The sequence below is a fragment of the Rhizobium ecuadorense genome (assembly GCF_001187535.1).
Lineage (GTDB): Bacteria > Pseudomonadota > Alphaproteobacteria > Rhizobiales > Rhizobiaceae > Rhizobium > Rhizobium ecuadorense.
Window position 1 is genome coordinate 1 of record NZ_LFIO01000041.1, and the last position, 22,163, is coordinate 22,163.

24 protein-coding genes and 1 pseudogene are annotated in these 22,163 nt (G+C 62.6%); 13 read left to right on the forward strand and 12 right to left on the reverse strand.

The window, feature by feature from the left end; all coding sequences use genetic code 11:
• Positions 1–83 precede the first annotated feature (83 nt).
• Positions 84–725 carry a chloramphenicol phosphotransferase CPT family protein gene (locus AF337_RS02045; RefSeq protein WP_049730864.1) on the reverse strand — a complete coding sequence of 214 codons (642 nt, stop codon included), beginning with the start codon at positions 723–725 and terminating at the stop codon, positions 84–86.
• Positions 726–856: 131 nt separating this feature from the next.
• On the opposite strand from AF337_RS02045, the gene AF337_RS02050 reads away from it, so the two are divergent.
• The 5 genes from AF337_RS02050 (at position 857) to rnhA (ending at position 4,547) form a co-directional block, all read left to right on the forward strand.
• The gene (locus tag AF337_RS02050; RefSeq protein ID WP_049730835.1) at positions 857–1,237 is read left to right on the forward strand and encodes a DUF983 domain-containing protein; all 381 of its coding nucleotides are present in this window, start codon (positions 857–859) and stop codon (positions 1,235–1,237) included.
• On the forward strand, positions 1,230–1,985 hold the full coding sequence (locus AF337_RS02055; RefSeq protein WP_049730836.1) for an SURF1 family protein: 756 nt from the start codon (positions 1,230–1,232) through the stop codon (positions 1,983–1,985). The genes AF337_RS02050 and AF337_RS02055 overlap by 8 nt, the downstream gene beginning before the upstream one ends.
• A gap of 63 nt (positions 1,986–2,048) precedes the next feature.
• Complete coding sequence (gene ispH / locus AF337_RS02060) at positions 2,049–3,050, forward strand: 4-hydroxy-3-methylbut-2-enyl diphosphate reductase (protein ID WP_049730837.1); 1,002 nt, start codon at positions 2,049–2,051, stop codon at positions 3,048–3,050.
• A 79-nt stretch (positions 3,051–3,129) separates the two neighbouring features.
• Positions 3,130–4,095, forward strand: a complete 966-nt coding sequence (locus AF337_RS02065; protein ID WP_049730838.1) for a homoserine kinase — start codon at positions 3,130–3,132, stop codon at positions 4,093–4,095.
• Positions 4,092–4,547 (forward strand): ribonuclease HI, encoded by a 456-nt coding sequence (gene rnhA, locus AF337_RS02070; RefSeq protein WP_049730839.1) that lies wholly within the window; start codon positions 4,092–4,094, stop codon positions 4,545–4,547. The genes AF337_RS02065 and rnhA overlap by 4 nt, the downstream gene beginning before the upstream one ends.
• Before the next feature lie 228 nt (positions 4,548–4,775).
• On the opposite strand, the pseudogene AF337_RS02075 reads toward rnhA, so the two are convergent.
• The 4 genes and pseudogenes from AF337_RS02075 to AF337_RS02090 form a co-directional block, all read right to left on the reverse strand.
• Positions 4,776–5,262: pseudogene (locus AF337_RS02075) on the reverse strand (NUDIX hydrolase).
• Positions 5,263–5,513: 251 nt separating this feature from the next.
• Positions 5,514–6,584: a zinc-binding metallopeptidase family protein gene (locus tag AF337_RS02080; RefSeq protein ID WP_049730840.1), complete on the reverse strand. Its 1,071-nt coding sequence runs from the start codon at positions 6,582–6,584 to the stop codon at positions 5,514–5,516.
• A 90-nt stretch (positions 6,585–6,674) separates the two neighbouring features.
• Positions 6,675–6,866 (reverse strand): CsbD family protein, encoded by a 192-nt coding sequence (locus AF337_RS02085; protein ID WP_049730841.1) that lies wholly within the window; start codon positions 6,864–6,866, stop codon positions 6,675–6,677.
• 114 nt (positions 6,867–6,980) lie between these two features.
• On the reverse strand, positions 6,981–7,586 hold the full coding sequence (locus AF337_RS02090; protein WP_012556819.1) for a YqgE/AlgH family protein: 606 nt from the start codon (positions 7,584–7,586) through the stop codon (positions 6,981–6,983).
• A gap of 140 nt (positions 7,587–7,726) precedes the next feature.
• On the opposite strand from AF337_RS02090, the gene AF337_RS02095 reads away from it, so the two are divergent.
• The 7 genes from AF337_RS02095 to AF337_RS02120 all read left to right on the forward strand — a co-directional run bounded on the left by AF337_RS02095 (position 7,727) and on the right by AF337_RS02120 (position 13,469).
• Entirely contained in the window at positions 7,727–8,566 is an 840-nt protein-coding gene (locus tag AF337_RS02095) for a protein-disulfide reductase DsbD domain-containing protein (RefSeq protein ID WP_049730842.1), read from the forward strand.
• A 101-nt stretch (positions 8,567–8,667) separates the two neighbouring features.
• Complete coding sequence (locus AF337_RS02100; protein ID WP_049730843.1) at positions 8,668–9,153, forward strand: peroxiredoxin; 486 nt, start codon at positions 8,668–8,670, stop codon at positions 9,151–9,153.
• A 1,003-nt stretch (positions 9,154–10,156) separates the two neighbouring features.
• Positions 10,157–10,285, forward strand: coding sequence for a hypothetical protein (locus tag AF337_RS46010; protein WP_280138810.1), 129 nt, complete (start codon positions 10,157–10,159; stop codon positions 10,283–10,285).
• Positions 10,282–11,031 (forward strand): metal ABC transporter ATP-binding protein, encoded by a 750-nt coding sequence (locus AF337_RS02105; protein ID WP_049730844.1) that lies wholly within the window; start codon positions 10,282–10,284, stop codon positions 11,029–11,031. The genes AF337_RS46010 and AF337_RS02105 overlap by 4 nt, the downstream gene beginning before the upstream one ends.
• Positions 11,028–11,900, forward strand: coding sequence for a metal ABC transporter permease (locus AF337_RS02110; RefSeq protein ID WP_049730845.1), 873 nt, complete (start codon positions 11,028–11,030; stop codon positions 11,898–11,900). Before AF337_RS02105 ends, AF337_RS02110 begins: the two co-directional genes overlap by 4 nt.
• Positions 11,901–11,916: 16 nt before the next feature.
• Positions 11,917–12,816 (forward strand): metal ABC transporter solute-binding protein, Zn/Mn family, encoded by a 900-nt coding sequence (locus AF337_RS02115; RefSeq protein WP_049730846.1) that lies wholly within the window; start codon positions 11,917–11,919, stop codon positions 12,814–12,816.
• A gap of 158 nt (positions 12,817–12,974) precedes the next feature.
• The gene (locus AF337_RS02120; RefSeq protein WP_049730847.1) at positions 12,975–13,469 is read left to right on the forward strand and encodes a hypothetical protein; all 495 of its coding nucleotides are present in this window, start codon (positions 12,975–12,977) and stop codon (positions 13,467–13,469) included.
• Here AF337_RS02120 and AF337_RS02125 read toward each other — a convergent pair.
• From AF337_RS02125 to AF337_RS02160, 7 genes are all read right to left on the reverse strand, one after another.
• Positions 13,466–13,774: a Dabb family protein gene (locus tag AF337_RS02125; RefSeq protein WP_049730848.1), complete on the reverse strand. Its 309-nt coding sequence runs from the start codon at positions 13,772–13,774 to the stop codon at positions 13,466–13,468. The genes AF337_RS02120 and AF337_RS02125 overlap by 4 nt on opposite strands.
• Positions 13,775–13,872: 98 nt before the next feature.
• Positions 13,873–16,053, reverse strand: a complete 2,181-nt coding sequence (locus AF337_RS02130) for a methyl-accepting chemotaxis protein (protein WP_049730865.1) — start codon at positions 16,051–16,053, stop codon at positions 13,873–13,875.
• Between the two features lie 420 nt (positions 16,054–16,473).
• Positions 16,474–16,899: a hypothetical protein gene (locus tag AF337_RS02140; RefSeq protein WP_049730850.1), complete on the reverse strand. Its 426-nt coding sequence runs from the start codon at positions 16,897–16,899 to the stop codon at positions 16,474–16,476.
• Between the two features lie 179 nt (positions 16,900–17,078).
• Positions 17,079–17,873 carry an aldolase gene (locus AF337_RS02145; RefSeq protein ID WP_049730851.1) on the reverse strand — a complete coding sequence of 265 codons (795 nt, stop codon included), beginning with the start codon at positions 17,871–17,873 and terminating at the stop codon, positions 17,079–17,081.
• A 36-nt stretch (positions 17,874–17,909) separates the two neighbouring features.
• On the reverse strand, positions 17,910–19,070 hold the full coding sequence (locus AF337_RS02150) for a M20 aminoacylase family protein (RefSeq protein WP_049730852.1): 1,161 nt from the start codon (positions 19,068–19,070) through the stop codon (positions 17,910–17,912).
• Positions 19,067–20,311: a Zn-dependent hydrolase gene (locus AF337_RS02155; protein ID WP_049730853.1), complete on the reverse strand. Its 1,245-nt coding sequence runs from the start codon at positions 20,309–20,311 to the stop codon at positions 19,067–19,069. The genes AF337_RS02150 and AF337_RS02155 overlap by 4 nt, the downstream gene beginning before the upstream one ends.
• Complete coding sequence (locus AF337_RS02160; protein WP_049730854.1) at positions 20,308–21,519, reverse strand: diaminopropionate ammonia-lyase; 1,212 nt, start codon at positions 21,517–21,519, stop codon at positions 20,308–20,310. The genes AF337_RS02155 and AF337_RS02160 overlap by 4 nt, the downstream gene beginning before the upstream one ends.
• Positions 21,520–21,624: 105 nt before the next feature.
• Here AF337_RS02160 and AF337_RS02165 point away from each other — a divergent pair, with 105 nt between their 5' ends.
• Positions 21,625–22,107, forward strand: coding sequence for an Lrp/AsnC family transcriptional regulator (locus tag AF337_RS02165; protein ID WP_049730855.1), 483 nt, complete (start codon positions 21,625–21,627; stop codon positions 22,105–22,107).
• Positions 22,108–22,163 lie beyond the last annotated feature (56 nt).

The window sequence follows — 22,163 nt, forward strand, 5'->3', positions numbered from 1 at the left end:
CCACCGCAATAGGCAGTACTACGCCAATAGCGGGTAAAGGGAAGTTACAAAGGTGGCCCGAAGGGTCGGATGAGGGGCAGAACTCACCGCCCGCCCGCGATCCGCTCGAACGCCGAAGGCTCGGATATGCCGAGATCGAGCCGCTGGCGGATCGCCTCGGCGCATTCGAGGGCGGTCAGCACGGATGTATCGACCTCCATGTCATAAATGCCAGGCCGGTGTACCTCATCCTGCCAGCGCTGCACCGGTTCGGGGATCGGCACCGCCTCAGTGGCTCTTGCATACAGCGTCTCGCGGCCTTCCTGTTTGAATTCCCGCCGCTGCATGATCGTCGCGATCGGACAGTGCACGCCGACGAACAGCACGGAGAAGCCGTCCAGGCGCCGGGCACAGTCGCCGAGAATGCCGAGCGGCTGCGAGTAGCTGTCATGATGGCCGAGATCGGCCACCACATTGAGCCCCAATCCGGCATGGATGGCGATCGATTCGTAAAGGGCCGCGTAGAGAAACGGCACCAGTTCTTCGAGCTCCGGCCGCTCGCCGCCGGGCCTGAGCCCGATGCCGGGCAGATAGCGCTTCGGCGTCATGGCATTGTAGCTGTCGACGCCGAGGTTGATCCACGGTCCCTCGAATTCCTCCTGGATCGCGCGGGCAATGCTGGATTTGCCGCTTCTGGGCGCACCGTTCAAAATAATGATCTGTCCGGCATGGCTGTCGTTGGTCATCAGCTTCTTCTTCTGTTTGGCGCGAATCACTGAGGCGAAACCGCGCAGGCATTTCCATTCGGGATGCGAATACTTTATGGGAGAGTTAAGGCAGCATGGGCTGCCGAGAAGGAATGGCCAGAAGGAATGGTATGAGCGAAGATAGCGCCCATTATCCCCCCGTCGATCCGGTCAGAACCGGCATCAAGGGCTGCTGCCCGCGCTGCGGTCAGGGCAAGCTGTTCGACGGCCTGCTCGGGGTCAAGCCGCATTGCGCCTCCTGCGGCCTCGATTATTCCTTCGCCGATGCCGGCGACGGGCCGGCCGTCTTCGTCATCCTCATCGTCGGCTTCATCGTCATCGGCATGGTGCTGTGGCTGCAGGTGAATTACGGGCCGCCGATCTGGGTGCACATCCTGCTCTTCGGCCCGCTGACGATCGTCCTGTCACTGCTGACGCTACGCTGGTTCAAGGGCATCTTGATCGCCATGCAGTATCGCCATAATGCCCGCGAAGGACGCCTGAGTGACTGAGATAGAGCATGTGATGCCGCGCCGCCGGCTGCCCGTCCTCACCGGCATCCTGGTGCTGATTGCCCTTGCCATCCTGATTTCGCTCGGCACCTGGCAGGTGGAACGCCTCCGCTGGAAGGAAGGCCTGCTCGCCGATATCGCTGCGCGGCAAGTGGCCGCCCCCGTGCCGCTCGCCGATATCGAGGCGATGGCGGCTGGCGGCGGCGATATCGAATATCGCAAGGTCACCGCCACAGGCCGCTATATCAACAACAAGGAGCGGCACTTCTTCGCCACGTGGCGCGGCCAAACCGGCTTCTACGTCTATACGCCCCTGGAGCTTGCCGATGGGCGCGCGCTCCTGGTCAATCGCGGCTTCGTTCCCTATGAGAACAAGGAGCCGGAGATGCGCATGCAGGGCCAGTTGACGGATCAGCAGACCGTCACCGGTCTCGCCCGCGAGAAACTGCCCGGCAAACCCTCCTGGGTGGTGCCCGACAACGACGTCGCCAAGAACATCTTCTATTGGAAGGATCTCGACGTCATGGCCGACAGCGTCGGGCTGGACAAGGCGCGCGTCATCCCGTTTTTCGTCGATGCCGATTCCACTCCCAATCCGGCCGGCCTGCCGATTGGCGGCGTTACTCAGGTGGATCTGCCGAACGACCATCTGCAATATGCCTTCACCTGGTACGGGCTGGCCGCCGTGCTCGTCGCCGTGGTCGGGATCTCCTGGTTTCGCAAACCCGGCAGGCAGCCTGCGCAATAGTATCGCTTCAATTCTCGCCTATATTGGGCTAGAGGTCCCTAAATCTCTCAACCCGGAACAGACATGAATATTGCAGCGAAACCTCCCCTGACGATCAGGCTCTGCGGGCCGCGCGGCTTCTGCGCCGGCGTCGACCGCGCCATCCAGATCGTCGTGCTGGCGCTGAAATCCTATGGCGCGCCTGTTTATGTGCGCCACGAGATCGTCCACAATCGTTATGTCGTCGAGGGGCTGGAGGCCAAGGGCGCCGTCTTCGTCGAAGAGCTGGATGAAATCCCGGCCGAGCATCGCGCCCAGCCGGTGGTCTTCTCCGCCCATGGCGTGCCGAAATCCGTGCCGGAGGATGCGGCAAGCCGCAATCTCTTCTATCTCGACGCCACCTGCCCGCTGGTCTCCAAGGTCCACAAGCAGGCGATGCGCCACAATCGCCTCGGCCGCCATGTCGTCCTGATCGGCCATGCCGGCCACCCCGAAGTGATCGGCACGATGGGCCAGCTGCCGGAGGGTTCGGTTTCGCTGATCGAGACGATCGAGGATGCCGACGCCTATATTCCCGTCGACGCCGACAATCTCGGTTACGTCACCCAGACGACGCTGTCGGTCGACGACACGGCCGGCGTCATCACCCGCCTGCACGAGCGCTTCCCCAATCTCACCGCGCCGGCGGCCGACTCGATCTGTTATGCGACGACCAACCGCCAGGAAGTGGTGAAGCAGGCGGCTCCCGGCTGCGATCTCTTCATCATCGTCGGCGCGCCGAATTCCTCCAATTCCAAGCGCCTCGTCGAAGTGGCGCTGAGGGCAGGGGCGAAAAAATCGATCCTGGTGCAGCGCGCCGCCGAACTCGACTGGGACGAGATCGGCGCGATCTCGACGCTCGGCCTTTCCGCCGGCGCCTCCGCCCCTGAGGTCATTGTCAACGAGATCATCGAGGCCTTTCGCGCCCGTTTCGACGCCCGCGTCGAGCTGGCCGAAACCGTGCAGGAAACCGAGAATTTCCTGGTCAACCGCGAATTGCGCAGCATCGAGCTGACGGCGGCCGACATGGCCTTCGTCAACGGCTGATCCCCATACTGAAACCTTATCGACGCCGGATGGTCGATCCGGCGGCCAATAACAGCAATGCATGAAGGCGAGACCTCACTTGGCAGTCTATACCGATATCGCCGAAGACGATCTGAAATGGTTCCTGACGGAATATGATGCGGGCACGCTGCTGTCCTACAAGGGCATCGCCGAAGGCGTCGAAAATTCCAATTTCCTGCTGCATACCTCGAAGGAGCCGTTGATCCTGACGCTTTACGAGAAGCGGGTGGAAAAGACAGATCTGCCCTTCTTCCTCGGCCTGATGCAGCATCTTGCCGCCCGCGGCCTGTCCTGCCCGCTGCCGCTGCCGCGCCGCGACGGCGCGCTGCTCGGCTCGCTCTCCGGCCGCCCGGCCGCACTGATTTCCTTCCTCGAAGGCATGTGGCTGCGGAAGCCGGAGGCGAAACATTGCCGCGAAGTCGGCAGGGCGCTCGCCGAAATGCATGTGGCCGGCGATGGTTTCGAACTGACGCGGGCGAATGCGCTGTCGATCGACGGCTGGCAAACACTCTGGGAGAAATCCGAGGCGCGCGCCGGCGAGGTCGAGGCCGGCCTGCAGGACGAGATCCGCGGTGAACTCGATTTCCTCGCCGCCGCCTGGCCGAAAAACCTGCCGGCCGGCGTCATCCATGCCGACCTCTTCCCCGACAACGTCTTCTTCCTCGGCGATCAGCTCTCCGGGCTGATCGATTTCTATTTCGCCTGCAACGACCTGCTCGCCTATGACGTCTCGATCTGCCTGAATGCCTGGTGCTTCGAAAAGGACGGCGCCTACAACATCACCAAGGGCACGGCGATGCTCGAGGGTTACCAGAGCGTGCGGCCGTTGAGCAGCGAAGAGATTGCCGCTTTGCCGGTGCTGTCGCGCGGTTCGGCGCTGCGTTTCTTCCTGACGCGGCTCTATGACTGGCTGACGACGCCTGAGGGCGCCATGGTCACCAAGAAGGACCCGCTCGAATATCTCCGCAAGCTGCGCTTCCACCGCCAGGTCGGCTCGGCCGCCGAATATGGATTGAGCCTATGAAACATGTCGATATCTTCACCGACGGCGCCTGCTCCGGCAATCCCGGCCCCGGCGGCTGGGGCGCCGTGCTGCGCTATGGCGACGTCGAAAAGGAGCTTTGCGGTGGCGAGGCCGATACGACCAACAACCGCATGGAGCTGCTGGCGGCAATCTCGGCGCTGCAGGCCTTGAAGAGCCCCTGCGAGGTCGACCTCTATACCGACAGTGCCTACGTCAAGGACGGCATCTCCAGATGGATTTTCGGCTGGAAGAAAAACGGCTGGAAGACAGCAGACAAGAAGCCGGTGAAAAATGCCGAGCTATGGCAGGCGCTGGAACAAGCCCGGGATCGCCATAAGGTGACGCTGCATTGGGTCAAAGGCCACGCGGGCCACCCGGAAAACGAACGCGCGGATGAACTGGCGCGCAGGGGCATGGAGCCGTTCAAGAAGGGCAAGGCGGTTTCGTTTTAGCCGGATAGGCGTTACGCCTGTGCTTGAAGGCTGCCCCTCACCCTAACCCTCTCCCCGTAAACGGGGCGAGGGGACGTGCCACGCGAGACGTTGGCAGGGAACCGAGAGGTCGCGGCATGCCTCCTTCGCCCCGCAAGCGGGGAGAAGGTGCCGGCAGGCGGATGAGGGGCAGGCGGCGGTCTCTCTGGGTTTAGGATTTAACCGGGCAGGCAGCGGTCTAAGGTGACTTCATCGGGCCGCCATATCCCGCCGCACCAGATGCTGGACGCCCTCCGGCATCGTCTCGATGAGGTCACGCAGCGGCATCGGTTGCAGATTGAACCGATCGAGCACGGCTCTGCTTGGCAAAGCCCAGCAAAATTCCAGATCGGCGGCGCCGTCGCGGATACGGTGGACGATATCGGTCTCATGGAAGGGCAGGGCGCTCAGCAGTTCCGCCTCATAGTAGAAACCGACTTCATGAACTCTTCGTCCCGCAAGCTCGAAAAAATTCTCGATGATGAAGCGCAATGGCCCGACCGTGGCCTGGCAGCCGATCTCCTCTTCTATTTCGCGGGCGAGCGTTTCCGCGCCCGCCGGGCAGGACCCAGAACGTGTCGCCGACGACGCGATGGATGAGGATGTGGCCATGGGATCGGATCAATGCACCGGCCCGCAATTGGAATCGGGAATTGCTGGCATCCAGCACGATCATGGTTCGAGCGGCATCGTCCATGGTTTTGTGTTCTCCAGCGTTGTACGGCAAATAGTAATGCGACTCGCAAGGTTATGGAGTGGACCCGTAGGTTGTCGAGTCGCCAGCCGCTCGGTTTTGGAAGGCCGATGATAGGCGGGATTGCTTCCCCTTGCTCCTCATCCCTGTGACGAGCACAGGAGGGTGGGAGATGGCGCTGCCTCACGGCAGCAACGCCTGTGCCGCAACGCAGCAGCGGCCGCCCCTTGATCAGCCTCCAGCAACCCCACCTGCTACACCGCCGTCGCCGCCCCCTGGATCAGCCGGTGCAGATATTCGAGCTTGGCCACGACAGGCGAGGACAGCACGAAGGGGTAGGAGTCGGGTTGGCCCATGCTGCGCTGGATGGCGTTGATGGCCAGGCTGAGCGGCACCCAGGCGCTGACCAGCTGTTCGGCGCTGCTTGCCCGGTAGGGGAGGAAATCCACTTCGCCGGCGATTTCCTCGTGGCCGCGCGGATCGATGGCGATGCCGAAGGCGCGGGCGGTTTCGAGGGTGTCGACGATATGGAGGTAGTGGGCGAAGCATTCGGCGAAATCCTCCCAGGGGTGGGAGGCGGCATAGGCGCTAATGAAATTGTCCTGCCATCCCAAGGGCGCGCCGCCGGCATAGTGGTTTTGCAGGGCGGCCGCATAATCCTGCCGTTCGTCGCCGAAGACGGCGCGGAATTCCGAAAGGCCGTCGCGGTCGCGCACCAGCTTGTTCCAGATGAAGTGGCCGGTCTCGTGGCGGAAATGGCCGAGCAGGGTGCGATAGGGTTCGTTCATCGAGCTGCGCGCCTGTTCGCGCGTCGCGTCGTCGGCCTCTGCGGCGCGGATGGTGATCAGACCTTCCTCGTGGCCGGTCATAGCAGGCACGACATAGCCGTTGCTCTCGATCGCATCCTCGAGGAAATCGAAGACCAGGCCACCTTCCGGATCCTGCACCCGATCGGGATGCGGCAGCCTCCAGCGCAACAGCGAATAGAAAAGATGACGCTGCGCCTGGCCGATGCGCCGCCAGCGATCGATGCCGTTCTGGCTATCGGTGTTCGGAACCAGCCGGTTGTGGCGGCAGGCGAGGCAGAATTCGCTGTCGCTATCGCCATCCACCAGCCAGTTGCAGATGTCGAGGCCGGCATTGGCGCAGAAGCGCACGTCGCGGTCGGGATTGGAAACAAGCTGCCAGAGCGTTTCGTCGCGCGGCTCCAGCGCATGCATGGCGAGATCACCCGGCCGGAAGCCGAGCCGATGGTTGCAGCGCACGCATTGGCGGTTGTCGAAGTGGACGACCTGATCGCAATTGTCGCAGGCAAAAAGCTTCATCGTATATCCCTGCCATGCGGGTGGCGGATTAAAAATGCCTGCCGCGCGAGGAGCGCAGCAGGCATGGTTCATGACGGATGAGCGTATGGCTCAGAGCCGGTCGACGGCGCCCTTGAGCTTGTCCTTGACCTTGCCGGTTGCGACCTGGCCCTTGCCTTTGGCTTCCTGAACGGCGCCCTTGGCCTGCATTTCGCGATTATCCGTGGCCTTGCCGACGGCCTGCTTGGTCTTGCCGGCAATTTCGTTTGCCTTGCCTGAGATCTTGTCGCTGGTGCTACCCATATGTGCTGTCTCCTTCGTCAAGCATGGGCCTCGTGCCCTTGTTTGCCGAAATGAAACGTCAGCCGGCGAAATTCGTTCCAGCTTTGTCAGGCCAGCTTTATCAGGCCAGCTTTATCAGGCATGCCCTGCTTCGGCCGAAAGCATGGCGGCGGTGACACCCATGCCGGCGAGTGCCCGCTCGTATTTGTCGTCGAGGCTGCGATCGAAGATCAGTTCCTCATTGGCCGGGCAGGTGAGCCAGCCATTGTTGACGACCTCGTTTTCGAGCTGGCCGGCGCCCCAAGAGGAATAGCCGAGCAGCATCGTCGCGCGCGTCGGGCCATCGCCCTTGGAGATGGCGCGCACGATATCCAGCGTCGCCGTCAGGCAGATGTCGTCGCTGACCGGGATCGAGGAGTCGCTGGAATAATCGTCCGAATGCAGCACGAAGCCGCGGCCGCTTTCCACCGGGCCGCCGGTCTGGATCGGGAAATCGCGCGCCCGCTGCGGCAGCACGATCTGATCTTCCTGCTTGATCATGTCGAGATGCAGCAGCACATCCGTGAAGGTCAGGCTTTGCGGGCGGTTGATGACGAAGCCCATGGCGCCGGCATCCGAGTGAGCGCAGATATAAATCACCGTGCGCGCAAAATTGCGGTCCTCGATGCCGGGCATGGCGATGAGGAACTGGCCATCGAAGAAGCCACGTTCCCGTCTGTTCTTCAGCGTCGATAAGGACATCGTTCCTCCTGCTGCCAACCGCATTGAGGCCTTGACAAGAGAAACATGGGCCAATGTCACACATCAATCAACCAAAAATGAAGATTTAAATCGTCGTGACTTCTGGCGGCGAAACCTCCGTTTCGGTAAACCGTTGTTCCATGATGATTATTTCCTCAGTACCACGCCGACTTTTCATGGCGGTCATCTCGATGGGCGCAGCCCTTGCCGTCCATTGTTCGGCTCACGCGGAAATGAGCGGCTGGGCGGAGAACGAAGGCGGCCGCATGCGCCTGGTGGCGCTGGCGCCCGATGCCGCCGGCAAAATCCGCGCCGCGCTGCAGATCGAGCCGAAACCCGGCTGGATCACCTATTGGAAAGAGCCCGGAAACAGCGGCATTCCGCCCCAGTTCACCATCGCGGCTGGCAGTGGCGTCACGCTCGATGCGATGGCCTATCCCGTCCCGAAACATTTCTTCAACGGCGCGGTCGAGGATATCGCCTATGACGCGCCGGTGACGCTGCCGCTGTCGCTGAAGGCGGCAGGCAAAGCCCCGGTTGAGATCGACGCCGTCGCCTTCATCGGCATCTGCAAGGATATCTGCATTCCCTTCCAGGCGAATTTTCAGCTGAAACTCGGCCCGGCCATCCAGTCCCACCCACAGGAGGAGGCGATCCTTGCGGCGGCCGATGCGACGCTGCCGCAGCCGCCATCGGCCGAATTCGGCGTGACCGCGCATGCGATGTCGCCCGATCGCAAGACGCTGTCGCTGACGCTGGTTTTGCCTGAGGAGGGCAAGGGCGCCCCCGATATCATCGTCACCGGCCCCAGTGGCTATGCCTTCACCAAGCAGATCGGCGGCAAACGCGACGGCGCCACCTTCAAGACCGATGTCGCCATCGGCAAGCTGCCTGGGGATTACGACTTATCCGGCAAACGCTGGGGTGTGCTCGTCATCGATGGCGGCAAGGCGATGGAGACCACGCTTGCCTTTGAGTGACCGGGACCTATAGTCGCCTCGACCCCCGCGGCGCCCGCCGCTGCCAAGGCCAAAACCCAACAAGCCGGAATTCCCAACAAGCCGGAATCAAGGAGAAAACCATGACCATCGCGATCGGCGACAAGCTTCCTGCCGCCACCTTCAAGGAAAAGACCGCCGACGGCCCGGTCGAAATCACCACCGAACAGCTCTTCTCCGGCAAGCGCGTTGTGCTCTTCGCGGTGCCGGGCGCCTTCACGCCCACCTGCTCGCTGAACCATCTGCCGGGTTATCTCGAAAATCGCGACACCATCCTCGGCAAGGGTGTCGACGATATCGCCGTCATATCAGTCAACGACTGGCACGTCATGGGCGCCTGGGCGCAATCCTCAGGCGGCATGGGCAAGATCCACTTCCTCGCCGATTGGGATGCCGCCTTCACCAAGGCCGCCGGCCTCGAAGCCGACCTCTCCGCCGGCGGCCTCGGCCTGCGCTCCAAGCGCTATTCGATGCTGGTGGAAGACGGCGTGGTCAAAGCCTTGAACGTCGAGGAAAGCCCCGGCCAGGCAACGGTTTCGGGTGCTGCCGCGATGCTGGAATTGCTGTGAGTTTTCGATAGACATAAGTCCAAGAGGCTGCCCCTCACCCTAACCCTCTCCCCGTTCTGACGGGGAGAGGGGACGTGCCTCGCGAGAGGTTGGCGAAGGACGGAGAGGTCGCAGCTTGCCCCCTTCGCCCCGTTTACGGGGGTCCGAAGGACGGGTCGAGACCCGTGGCTCGACCCCGGTGGTGGCGGCAGCCGGATGAGGGGCATACGCCGACGGTGAGTTTGCCAGAAACGCGCCCCCACTCTCCGTCATCCCAGGCCTCCGAGCCTGGGATCCACGCCCGGTGCGATCGAGGGTGGAGTCGGTCCTCGGGTCAAGCCCGAGGAGGACGGAGGGTGGGGTGGCTCTTGGAGCAAGACAGCGATGTTTGGCCGATAGGGGTGCGTTGCGCCTCCGTCGATTGCACTCCTTACCGCGCTTCACGCTCAGGCCTGACCTTGGGCGCTCCGCTTATCCCGTGAACTCGCCAATTTGCGGCTCCGAAAAATTGTCACGGGACCGGAAACCCAATGAAGTTGGTCTAAGAAGGTCGTGAACCTGTGAACGGCTCGTTCTGGCGGTTCCGTCCGCGTCCATTGCCTGCGTTCCACATGCGTATCGATATAGCGGAATTCGATCAGGCCTGATGCTTGCGCTGAAATCCGTAGATGGGCGACCGAGGGCGGGGCGTGCCCGGTTTGTTGGACGCACAGATCAGCCATTGATGTCCATCCAAACAGTGCGTGTCGAAGCGAATTATGAGCGATGAAATCGGCAAGCCGCTCGACGCCCCGCAAGGCAGAGGAAAACTTCTCGTCGGCCGAATTTTCCCGCACGCTGCGGATATGGTCAACAATGAGGTGCCAAGATCTGATCATCCGATAAGTCTGGCTCCGAAGCACTTGGCTGTCAAATGGCCGCACCTCCTATCCCCGCAATAACAATCTCGCCAAGAAGCTCCGCCTCAATCTCGCCGCAATCGTTATAACATAACCGTAATGTTATTACATTATAGGATCAGCCAATGTCCCCCAGCCCCGACCGCCCCTCCGTCAGCCTGCTGGGACAGTCGGCTCTTTCAAGGGTGATCGGCATCGCGCTCATCGTCGCCGTCCTCTGGCTGGCGATCCATTGGGCGGTTCTGCTGCCATGATGCCGGTGATCCGTATCGACAATCTGACCGTCGCCTATAACCGCCATCCCGCCATCCACCATGTCTCCGGCGCCTTTGCCAGAGGCAGCCTGACGGCGATTGCCGGGCCGAACGGGGCGGGCAAGTCGACGCTGTTGAAGGCGATCATGGGGGAGCTTCGACCGGTCGAGGGCCGGGTCGAACACCGGCTGGGGCGGGCGGAGTTCGGTTATCTCCCGCAGGCGGCCGAGATCGACCGGCGCTTCCCGATTTCGGTGATCGACACCGTCATGCTCGGGGCCTGGAAGACGGCGGGCGCCTTCGGCCGCATCGCGCCCGGCGAGATGAAAAGGGCAGGCGAGGCGCTGTCCGCGGTCGGCCTTGAAGGTTTTGGAAAACGTCATGTCGGATCGCTTTCGGCCGGCCAGTTCCAGCGTGTGCTCTTTGCCCGCCTGTTGCTGCAGGATGCCGGCATCATCCTGCTCGACGAGCCGTTTACCGCAATCGATGCCCGCACCACCAGGGACCTCATCGACATCGTCGCCCGCTGGCACGGCGAGGGCCGCACCGTCATCGCCGTGCTGCATGATTTCGAGCTCGTGCGGGCGCATTTCCCCGAGACCCTGCTGCTTGCCCGCGAGCTGGTGGGATGGGGCCCGACCGCCGACGTCATGTCGTCAGCCAATCTGCTCAAAGCCCGCGCCATGGCCGAGCGCTGGGACGAGGATGCCGAGGCTTGCGGCCCCGAACAGGTGCCGGCGGCATGACGGTCTACGATCTCTTCCTCGCGCCCTTTGCCGATTTCGGCTTCATGCGCCGGGCGCTCGTCGCCTGCCTCTGCCTCGGGCTCGGCTCCGGGCCGATCGGCGTCTTCCTGATGCTCCGGCGCATGAGCCTGATGGGCGACGCCATGAGCCATGCCGTGCTGCCGGGGGCGGCGATCGGTTATCTCGTCGCCGGCTCGCTGTCGCTGACGGCGATGGGGCTTGGCGGCCTTGTCGCCGGCCTGTCGGTGGCGCTGCTATCGGGCGCCGTCAGCCGCATGACCGTGCTGCAGGAGGATGCGAGCTTTGCCAGCTTCTATCTCGCATCGCTGGCGCTCGGCGTGCTGATCGTCTCGCTGCGCGGCTCGAATATCGATCTGCTGCACGTACTCTTCGGCACCATTCTGGCGATCGATGCTTCGGCGCTTTATCTCATCGGCGCCATCACCTCGCTGACCCTTGTCGTCCTCGCCTTAATCTACCGGCCGCTGGTGGCCGAATGTTTCGATCCCGGCTTCCTGCGCGCCGTCGGCGGGCGCGGGCCGGTCTATCACGTCCTCTTCCTGCTGCTGGTGGTGTTGAATCTCGTCGCCAGCTTCCAGGCGCTCGGCACGCTGATGGCGGTCGGTCTGATGATGTTGCCGGCGGCCGTCGCCCAGCTCTGGTCGCGCAGCCTGGCCGTGATGATGGCGATCGCGGCCGGCAGTGCCGCCGCCTCCGGTTATCTCGGGCTGATCGCATCCTACCATCTGGAACTTGCCTCCGGCCCGACGATCATCATGACGGCGGCGCTGATTTACGCCTTCTCCATCCTTTTCGCGCCCTCGGGCATCGCCCGGCGCTTCTTTCCCCGCCCGCATCTGAAGGGCTGATCCCAAGGAGACTTCGATGACACCGCACAGACTGCTTCTTTCCGCAGCAATCCCCGCTTTGATGGCGCTGTCGGCCGTGCCGGCCTCCGCCGAGACGCTGAAGGTCGTGGCCTCCTTCACCGTGCTTGCCGACGTCGTCAAACAAGTCGGCGGCGACCACGTCGATGTGAAGAGCCTCGTCGGGCCGAACGGCGACCCCCATGAATTCGAGCCGTCGCCGGCCGATGCCAGGAATTTGAACGCGGCCGAAGTGACCTTCGTCAGCGGCGAAGGGCTGGAAGGCTGGATGGACCGGCTGATCACCGCCTCGGGCTATAAGGGCAAGCCGGTGACCGTCTCCGAAGGCATCGACGTCAGCACCATGGAAGAGGACGGCGCGGAGATTACCGATCCGCATGTCTGGAACAGCCCCGTCAACGTCAAGATCTGGGTCGCCAACATCGAAAAGGCGCTGTCTTCAGCCGATCCCGCCGATGCCGCTGCCTTCAAGGCCAATGCCGAGAACTACACCAGGAAGCTGGACGAATTGAACGCCTACGCCCATGCGAAATTCGACAAGGTCGCTGCCGATCGCCGCAAGGTGCTGACCAGCCATGATGCCTTCGGCTATTTCGGCCGCGAATATAATGTCACCTTCCTGGCGCCGCTCGGCCTCTCCACCGAAAGCGAGGCATCGGCCGCCGACGTCGCCAAGCTGATCGAGCAGATCAAGGGCGAGCATGTGAAGGCCTATTTCTTCGAGAATTCCAACGATCCCCGCCTGGTCAAACAGGTCGCCAAGGCAACCGGTGCCGAGCCCGGCGGCGAGCTCTATGTCGAGTCCCTCTCCGACGCCAAGGGACCGGCGCCGACCTATGAGAAGATGTTCCGCTACAATGTCGACCAACTCGCCGCCGCCATGGCGAAATCGAGCTGAGGAGCGGGGGGCGGTCGCGGCCCTCAACGCAATCCCAAGAAAAGTGCGACGTCGCTTTACTGGGATTGCCTGCAGCCGCCATCGTTTGGAGATGCCATGTTGACACCGGAGGCAACGCAAGGCTGTATTCGGTCTCTATGCGGAAGGTAGAGACGAGAATGCGCTTCATCAGGTTTATTGCGTTTTTGGCGATGGTGGCATCGATTGCTTACGGGCCGCTGGCCAAGGCCGGCTCCTTGGAAGAGGACGCTCTCCGGAACATCCCGCTTGGCAAGGCCACGAAGTTTTCGATCATATCGTCCTTCGATGCTCAGGCGGTTTGCCTGCTCCAGCCCTACCAGGATCGATTGCCTTCCACCGATGCATTGGCCGCCAGGGTGAACGAATATCTCGCCGCAAACAACTACGTGGCTGAGGAAGGGCATTTTGCGTTCGTGCTGATCGGAAAGGAGGCAATCGAGATTGCAGCGTTCCATCGTTCCCAGAAGCTCGATGTCCTGGTCGGGCATGAGGTTTCGTCCTCGGTCGAGGAGATGTTGCCAAAGGAATTTGCCTCCCGAGACTGCGCAAGCGGTCAATCTGCAACTTTTATCAAGATCGGTTTTCGAGCGAGAAGCTATGTCTTGCTTGGCGAGGCAACCGGACCGCTTTAGATATTGAGGTCGAAGACCAGGATGCCGGCCAGGCCTCCGTCGGTCGACGAGACGATGCGCTCGCCGACGGTCACGTGCTCGGGATGGATGAGATAGGCGTCGCGGGCCTCGGGGCTTTCGAAGGTCACGGCAAAACCGTCGACGAAGCCGCCATGCAGACCCTCGGGCGAAACATTCGGCCCGTATTTGATATCCAGGATGCCGGGAATGACCTGCTTCAGGGCGACGATCGCCGCAAACAGCGATTGCTTCTCGTCTCCGGTCACCGCGGTCTTCAGCCGCAGGAATACGCAGTGCAGGATCATCAGTGTCCTCCCGATTTTCTGTGCCGGCAGAATAGCCGCGAAAGCCGGGAGGGCAATGGGATTTATTTTCACGCAGACGTTGCTGCGTGCAGGTGGGATCAGCTCGCCAGCTTCATCGCGCCTGCCGCTTGTCCGCCGCGCGACATGGCGCCGCCGAGGCCGAAGCGGCCGACAACGGCTGCGAGGTTCTCCGTTTCCTGGGCAAGCCCTTGTGCGGCGGCCGTCGTCTCTTCGACCATGGCGGCGTTCTGCTGGGTGACCTTGTCCATCAGGTCGGCGGCGGCCGAGACCTCCCGCAGGCTGGTTGCCTGCGCCTTTGCGCTGGTGGCGATTTCATTGACCGTGTCGCTCATGCCGACGACGCGGTCGACGATCTTGGAGAGCGCGACACCGGTTTCCTCGACCAGGTTGACCCCGGTCTGGACCTGCGACGACGACATCGAGATCAGCCCGCTGATTTCTTTCGCGGCTTGGGCGGAACGCTGCGCCAGTTCCCTGACCTCCTGGGCGACGACGGCAAAGCCCTTGCCGGCTTCACCGGCGCGCGCGGCCTCGACACCGGCATTGAGCGCGAGCAGGTTCGTCTGGAAGGCGATTTCGTCGATCACCCGGATGATATTGCCGATCTTGCCGGAGGAGTTCTGGATTTCGGTCATCGCCTCGATCGCACGGGCAACGACTTCGCCGCCCTTTTCGGCATCGGTCCGGGCAAGCTTCATCGTCTGCTGCGCGCTGTTTGCGCCGTCGGAGGTGTCGTTGACGCCGCGGGTGACGTCACCCAGGGCGGCGACCGTTTCCTCCAGCGAGGCGGCCTGCTGTTCCGTGCGCCGCGCCAGATCGTTCGACGCCGTCGAAATCTCGCCGAGTCCGGAGCGGATGGTGTAGACGGCATGGACGACGTTGCGGATCGTATCTTCCAGAGCGGAGACCGACGTGTTGAAGTTCGCCCGGATCGTTTCGAACTCCGGCGCCACCTTCTCGTTCATCCGCACGGTGAGATCGCCCGAAGCCAGAAGATCGAAGCGGCTCTGCACGACTTCGACGAAATGGCGCAGATCTTCCGCCTTGGCCTGCTCGAGATCGCCCTGGCGTTTGCGGTCGGTTTCGACCTGCGCCTGAAGCGCCTCCTGCTCGTCCTTGAGCGCCTCGCCGCGGGCGAGTTGATGGCGGAATTTTTCGAGCGCCCCCTTCAGGCTGCCGAGTTCGTCGGCGCTGCCATTCTGATCGATCGGCTCGCGATAATTGCCGCCCGCCATTTTCTGGACGGCGCTCAGAATGCCCTGCAGCGGCTTGCCGATCAGGGTGCGGCTTGCCGTCAGGATGACGCCGAGCATGACCGCCAGAATGACAAGGCCGCCGATGACGGTGTTGTAGATCTGCTGCCAGACCGGCGCCGAGAAGGTGGCGGCCGGCACGTCCAGGACCGCGGCCCAGGTGGTGTTCATGCCGCGGGCGGTGAAGGGATAGACGAGGCGCACGGCGCCGTCAGGCAAGCCGGAGATCACCCGCATCTTGCCATCGGCGAGGGCCTGCTTGATGTCGCCGGCGCCGGCATCGGCATAGTCCTTCATCAGATTGTCTTTGTCGGGATGGGCAAGCCACTTGCCGTCATTGGCAATCAGCATGACCCGCCCGCCGTCGAAGGGATGCATCTCGGTCAGCGCCGCGGTGAGATCGTCGAGCTTGATGTCGACGCCGGCGAGGCCGACGACAGCGCCGTTCACCCGCATCGGCACGGAAACCGAGGTGACCAGCTTTTTCATGTTGGTGAGATAGGGGGAGGTGATGATCGGCTGCCCGGTCTTCAGGGGCGCGCTGTAATATTCGTCCTCAGGCTTGATGGTCCATGTCGAGAATTCCATCTTGCCGTCGTCGCCCTTGGTCCAATAGGGCGTGAAAATGCCTTCCTTGTTCAAGGCGTCGGTGCCGGTTGTCGGGTGGGGACCGTCGATCAGCTCGCACATCCAGGCGCCGAACACGCTCGGATATTGCGGCGCCACTGTTTTGATCATCGCAACGATGTCGGCCCGGCTTTTCGATCCGCCCTCGACGAAACCGGAGAGGCTTGCGGCGAGCGCCGCACCGGCCGAGGTCGCCTCGGTGATGTTGGTCGCCACCTGCTGGCTGACCATGGCCGCCTTTTCGGTGGCGAGCGCCATGACTTCGCGCTCGGTATTGTTCTTGGCACTGACCGCATTGAAGGCGGTGTAAGCGATCAGGACGCCTGCGATCGCAGTGCCGGTCGCAAGGATGAGTTTCGCTGAAACGGTTCTGATCATCTTCAAGCCCTTCACTTCGGCTGATGAATTCTCTTCGGGTGTGCGAGGTCATCGAGGAAGGTTGGCGACGCTGAATGGGGGTGAGGCGCGCCATGCATGCGTGCGGTCAGGCACGCGTTCTGTCTTCGAAACCAGGCGATTTGGAATTTCGGCGGGCTCATCCCGAAGGGGCGGACGGAGATATCACCGCGCGCCCTGCGGATCGTCATCGAAGGCGGCAATTTCCCCGCATCGCGATGACGATCTTCATTGCAGGCAACACAAGACCAGCAGTCGGTGAATATAAGCTTAAGGGCATAAGCCAATTGCAGCAAAACTGCGCAGTGGGTTTGCGTTCGGGAGGCGAAAAATCAAGTGAAACACGCGCGCCGATTACTCAAGCCATCACGCAACCTCATCACCCAAGCTTGCCAAACAGAACTACATCTGGTCGGTCGTGTTCATGGGGCGCTTGTAGATCTTCCGGACGAGGTCGGCGGACAAGGCGCGGGCCTGGTCTTTCTCCGCCGGCGTCATCGTCCGGCATGTGATCCTGAGATTGGAACTGTCGAGCACGGTCGCAGCACCGGAATTGGCAATCACCAGGTGCCAGCTGCAGGAGGCGACCTTGTCGATGGGAACGGCGCCATGGCACCCTGTGGACAGGCAGAAGGCGACGGTCACCTGGGCGCCGTGATCGCCTTTTTGCGCCTGCTCCATGGCCGTCTTGTAATCCTTGACCCAGCGCTCGCAGTGTCCCTGTTTTTCTCCCGTCAGGCAGCTCTTGGTGGCGGGAGCGAGTTCGCCGGCCTGAAGCGGCGCGACGCAAAAAACACCCAAGGACAGGGTGAGCAGAAATTTGAGCATGGGATTTTCCTTGTGCAAGCCATGAGAGGTGCACATCGCAGGCCGTTGGTCAATGGCCATCATTGGAAGGGAAAGGCGCGCTCGCGGCGGGTCGTCAAACCGTCCTCGCGCGGGAATTGATTGGCGATCGAGCCCTCCGCAACGCGCGGCTGCAACCTCACGCGCTGGAGAACTGGCCGTCAGTTTTTGAATTCAGGCTGCGTCCGGTCCAGCGTGCGCTTGATCGATTCGAGATGGAGGCGTGCGGACTCCGGGTCGCCTTCACGCATCTGCAGATAGGCCGCCTCGGCGATCTCCGGAGCGACAGGCAGGACCTTTCGCCCGGTCGACAGGGCAAGGGTCTGAACTTCGCAGGCTCTTTCGAGATAATAGAGGTCGTCCCAGGCTTCCGCTATGGTTGGACCGCAGACCATGACGCCATGATGCTTCATGAAGACGATGTCGGCATCGCCGATCGCCGAGGCGATGCGATCGCCTTCGCGCTCGTCCAATGCGAGGCCGTTATAGTTCGCATCGACCGCCGTGCGCCCGTAGAATTTCAGGGCGGTCTGGCCGGCGAAGATGAGCGGCTCGCCCTCCGTCATCGAAAGTGCGGTGGCATAGGGCATGTGCGTATGAAAAGCAGCCTTTGCCCTGGGAATGTTCTTGTGAATGCGGGCGTGAATGTAAAAGGCGGTCGCTTCCGGCTTTCCCTCTCCGGCAACGACGTGACCATGAAAATCGCAGACGAGCAGCATGGATGCGGTCAGCTCGCTGAAAGCGTAGCCGTACGGATTGACGAGGAATAGGTCGTCATAGCCCGGCACGACGGCGGAGAAGTGATTGCAGATGCCTTCCTCCATTCCGTAGTGCGCCGCCATGCGGAAACAGGCGGCGAGATCGACGCGCGCACGCCAGATTTCTTCGGTTTCCAGCTTCGGCTGATTGGCGCCGGCCGAACTCGAAACTGAGGAGGTGTTCAGTGAATGGGCCATGATGTTGCTCCCTGCTGGGGTGAAGGACGGCGGATGTCAGCTTGCGTTCAGCCGCCTGCGGACGATGCTCGCGTGGAAGTTGGCGCCGTGGATCAGTCCGTCATCGTTGAAATCGTAATTCGGATTGTGAAGCGGCGCGGAATCTTTCCCATTGCCCAGAAAGACGAAGCAGCCGGGGACATGGTCGAGGAAACGCGCGAAGTCTTCCGATCCGGTCATCGGCTCGCGCCGGAGCTTGACGTTCTCGGACGGGAAGACGCTGCGGGCTGCGGCAAAGGCTTCCTCGACCAGGGCGGCATCATTGAGCAGGGGGATGAATTCTCTGGTATAATTCACCTCGGCCGCGACATTGTGGGCAAGCGCCGTCCCCTCGGCGATCAGGCGCATTTGCGTCTCGATCGCCGCGCTGACCTCGGGGCGGAAGCTGCGGGCATCGCCCAGGATGCGCGCCAGCCCAGGCAAAGCGTTGCGGGTGCCGTCGGTCAGAAGTTCGGTCACCGAGACGACGCCGATATCGGCCGGATCGAGCCGGCGGGAAACGATGGTCTGGAGGTTCGTCACCAAGGCGCAGGCGGCGACCAGGACTTCGTTGCCGGAGTGCGGACGCGCGGCGTGTCCGCCGACGCCCTTCAGCACGATCTCGAAATTATCTTCAGCCGACATGATCGCGCCGGCGCGGGTCTGGAAGACGCCGACCGGAAGACCCGGCATGTTGTGCAGGCCGTAGATTTCGTCGAAGGGAAAACGCGTCATCAGGCCATCGCCGAGCATTGCCAGGGCGCCTTTGCCCCACTCCTCGGCCGGTTGAAAGATGAACCGGACCGTGCCGTCGAAATCGCCGTCCTCCGACAACATCCTGGCGGCGCCAAGCAGCATGGCCGTATGGCCGTCATGGCCGCAGGCATGCATCACGCCGGCGGCCTGCGATCGATAGGGCCGATCGCCCTGTTCGGTGATCCTCAGCGCATCCATATCGGCGCGCAGCGCGATGGAACGGTTGCCGCCGCCGCGCCTGAGCGTTCCGACGACTCCGGTGCCGCCGACGCCTTCGACAACCTCGTCGAGCCCGAACTCCCGCAGTTTTTGGGCGACGAAGGCCGCCGTCCGCTTCTCGTCGAAGCCGAATTCGGGGTGGCGGTGAAGGTCGCGTCTCCAGGCGGTCATTTCCTGTTCCAGCATCCGGCTGTCCACGCTCATTCGGGCCGTTCCCCTGTTGCAAGTCCGCAGATGACGTCGAGGAGGATATTCGCCCCGGCGACAAGATCCGTATCTGCGGTGAATTCCTTCGGATTGTGACTGATGCCGTCGCGGCTCGGCACGAAGATCATCGCGCTTGGCGCGATGCGGGCGATCATCTGGGCGTCATGGCCGGCCCCCGATGTCATGCGCCGGCACGTCAGGCCGCGATCCCTGGCGGCAGCCTCGATCAGCCGAACGATCGCCGGATCGAACGTGACCGGCTCGAACCGCGCCAGCCGTTCGACGGATACGCCAACCGTTTCGTCTGCCGAAAGCCGCTCGAGGAATGCGGCGAGCGCGATTTCCTCTTCCTTGAGGCGGTCTTCATCAGGATCACGCAGATCGATTGTGAAGGTCGCGCGAGAGGGAATGACATTGATGGCGTTCGGCTCAAAAGTGATGCAGCCGACGGTCGCGACAGTGGGCGTATTCGATGCCTTCGCGCGGTCCCGCAGAAAGGTGATGACGCGAGCCGCCGCGTATCCGGCGTCCCGGCGCATCGAGATCGGTGTCGTGCCGGCATGGTTGGCATCGCCGTCGATGGTCACCCTCTGCCAGGAAATGCCCTGCAGGTTCTCGACCGCGCCGACCGATAGACCCTCCCTCTCGAGAACAGGACCCTGCTCGATATGCAGTTCGACATAGGCGTGCGGCGTCATGAAGCCGGGCGCATGGGTGCCGGCATAGCCGATCCGCGCCAGTTCGTCGCCGAGCAGCGTGCCGTCCGTGCCCACCGTCTTCAGCGCCGTGGTGATATCGAGGCCGCCGGAATAGACAAGCGAACCCATCATATCGGGCGCATAGCGCACCCCTTCCTCATTGGTGAAGGCGGCAACCACGATGGGGCGCGACGGCTCGAACCCTTCGTCTTTCAGCGTCTGGATCACTTCGAGGCCGGCCAGCACGCCATAACATCCGTCATAGATGCCGGCATTGATCACCGTGTCGATGTGCGAGCCGATCATGATCGGCTTTTCCTCCCCGCCCGCGCCATTCCAGATGCCGAAGATGTTGCCGATGTGGTCGACGGCAACCTCCAGCCCGGCTTCATCGAGCCAGGAGACGAACCGATCGCGCCCAAGCTTTTCGGTATCGGACGCCGCCAAGCGGACAAGCCTTCCCTCCGCATCGCGGCCGATCGCGCCGAGCTCGGCGATGCGTCCAAGCAGACGCGCCGGATCGATCGAACGATGGCTCATGCTGAAGCTCCAGTCCTGTCTTTCCGGGCGACTGCGGCCGGTGACAGCCCGACGATCTCCTCATACTTGCCGGGATCGGTCGCGCCTTCGGTGTTCACCAGGAAGATGCGCGAATGCCGGTCGAGAGACAATGCTTGCCTGATCGCGGGATCGCTGGCAGCGCGGATCAGCCCGGCAAGCCCGACCCCGCCGCTTTCGCCGGCGACAATCGCGGGATCGTTTCCGGCCGGATCGGCGAGCCGCTTCATCACCGAGATCGCCTCTTCCTCATCCACGGTCATGAATGCGTCGGCGACACGGGAGAGAATCCGCCAGGCGACGAGCGAAGGTTGGTAACATTCGAGCATCGCCATCACGGTCGGCGCACCATGGGCAACGGTCACCAAATGCCCGGCCCGCGCCGTTTCGAACAGGCAGGCGGCGCGGGCGGGGTCGACGACTGTGAAGGTCGGGCGTGCCTCGCCGAAGGCGATGGCCATGTGGCCTGCGACGGTGGCGGCAATCCCCCCGACGCCGACCTGGATGAAGACATGGGTGGGCGGTTGCGGCAAAGCCCTGAGCGCTTCCCGGATAAGGGCGGTGTAGCCCTGCATCACCAGCCCGGGAATGCGCTCATAACCCGCCCATGAGGTGTCCGACACGATGGTCCAGCCTCTTTCGTCGGCAATGCGCGCCGCCTCCCGGACGGAATCGTCATAGGTTCCGTCCACACGGATCATCTCGGCGCCGAAGCGGGCGATGGCGGCGACGCGTTCGTCGCTGACCCCGGCATGCACGAAAATCGCCGCCCGGGCGCCCACCAGCTGCGCACCCTGCGCCACCGACCGGCCGTGATTGCCGTCGGTGGCGCAGGCGACGGTCATCGTCTCGGCCACCGCTCGAACATCAGAAGAATGCAATTCCGAGACATCGACGGCGCGGCCGAGCCTATGGGCCGCCTCATCGAGGACAAGCCGGATCACCGCATAGGCGCCGCCAAGCGCCTTGAAGCTGCCGAGGCCGAGCCGGTGGCCTTCATCCTTGATGTGGATCGAACCGACACCGAGTTCGGCGGCCAACGCCGGCAGAGCAACCAGAGGCGTTTCCGCATGGTTTTCCCGGAATGCCAGATGGCGCTCGACGGCATCTGCGGCTTCCAAGCCGAGGGTTTCGGCGTCCCGCGGGTCGAGGGGCTGACGATAGTCGGAATTGCCGTTCAGCTGAAACATGCGCGCCTCACATCGGTTGTTCGGCTAAAATATATTGCAGGCGCCGTGAAAAAGGCGCTGTATTTCGCGGGTCGTTTTGCAATTTTGTTTCGTTGGAGCCCCATTTTGAGCCGACCGGTAAAATCTCCCCTGGATGCGTTCGACCACAAGATCCTCGCGATCCTGCAGAGGGACAATACCACGCCGCAACGGACGATCGGCGAAGCCGTCGGCCTGTCGGCGCCTGCCGTCCAACGCCGGATCAAACGGATGACGGAGGATGGGGTCATCCGGGCAAACGTCGCCGTTCTCGACCCCACAGCCCTTGGGCAATCGATCACCATCTTCGTGGAGGTGGAGGTGATCAGCGAAACGGCAAAGCAGATCGAAGAGGCCAAAAGCCAGTTCGCGGCCGCGCCTGAAATCCAGCAGTGCTACTACGTCACCGGCGAGGCGGATTTCATCCTGGTCATCGTCGTCCCCGCAATGGCCGACTACGAGGCGCTGACGCGGCGGCTGTTTTTCGGGAATAACAACGTCAAGCGCTTCCGGACCTTCGTCGCGATGGATCGGGTGAAGGTCGGTCTCAGCATTCCTATGGAGCGTTGAGACCGACGGCGCCGGTCAGACCCGCTTGGTCAGCGGAAAGCGCTTTCGGACGATTC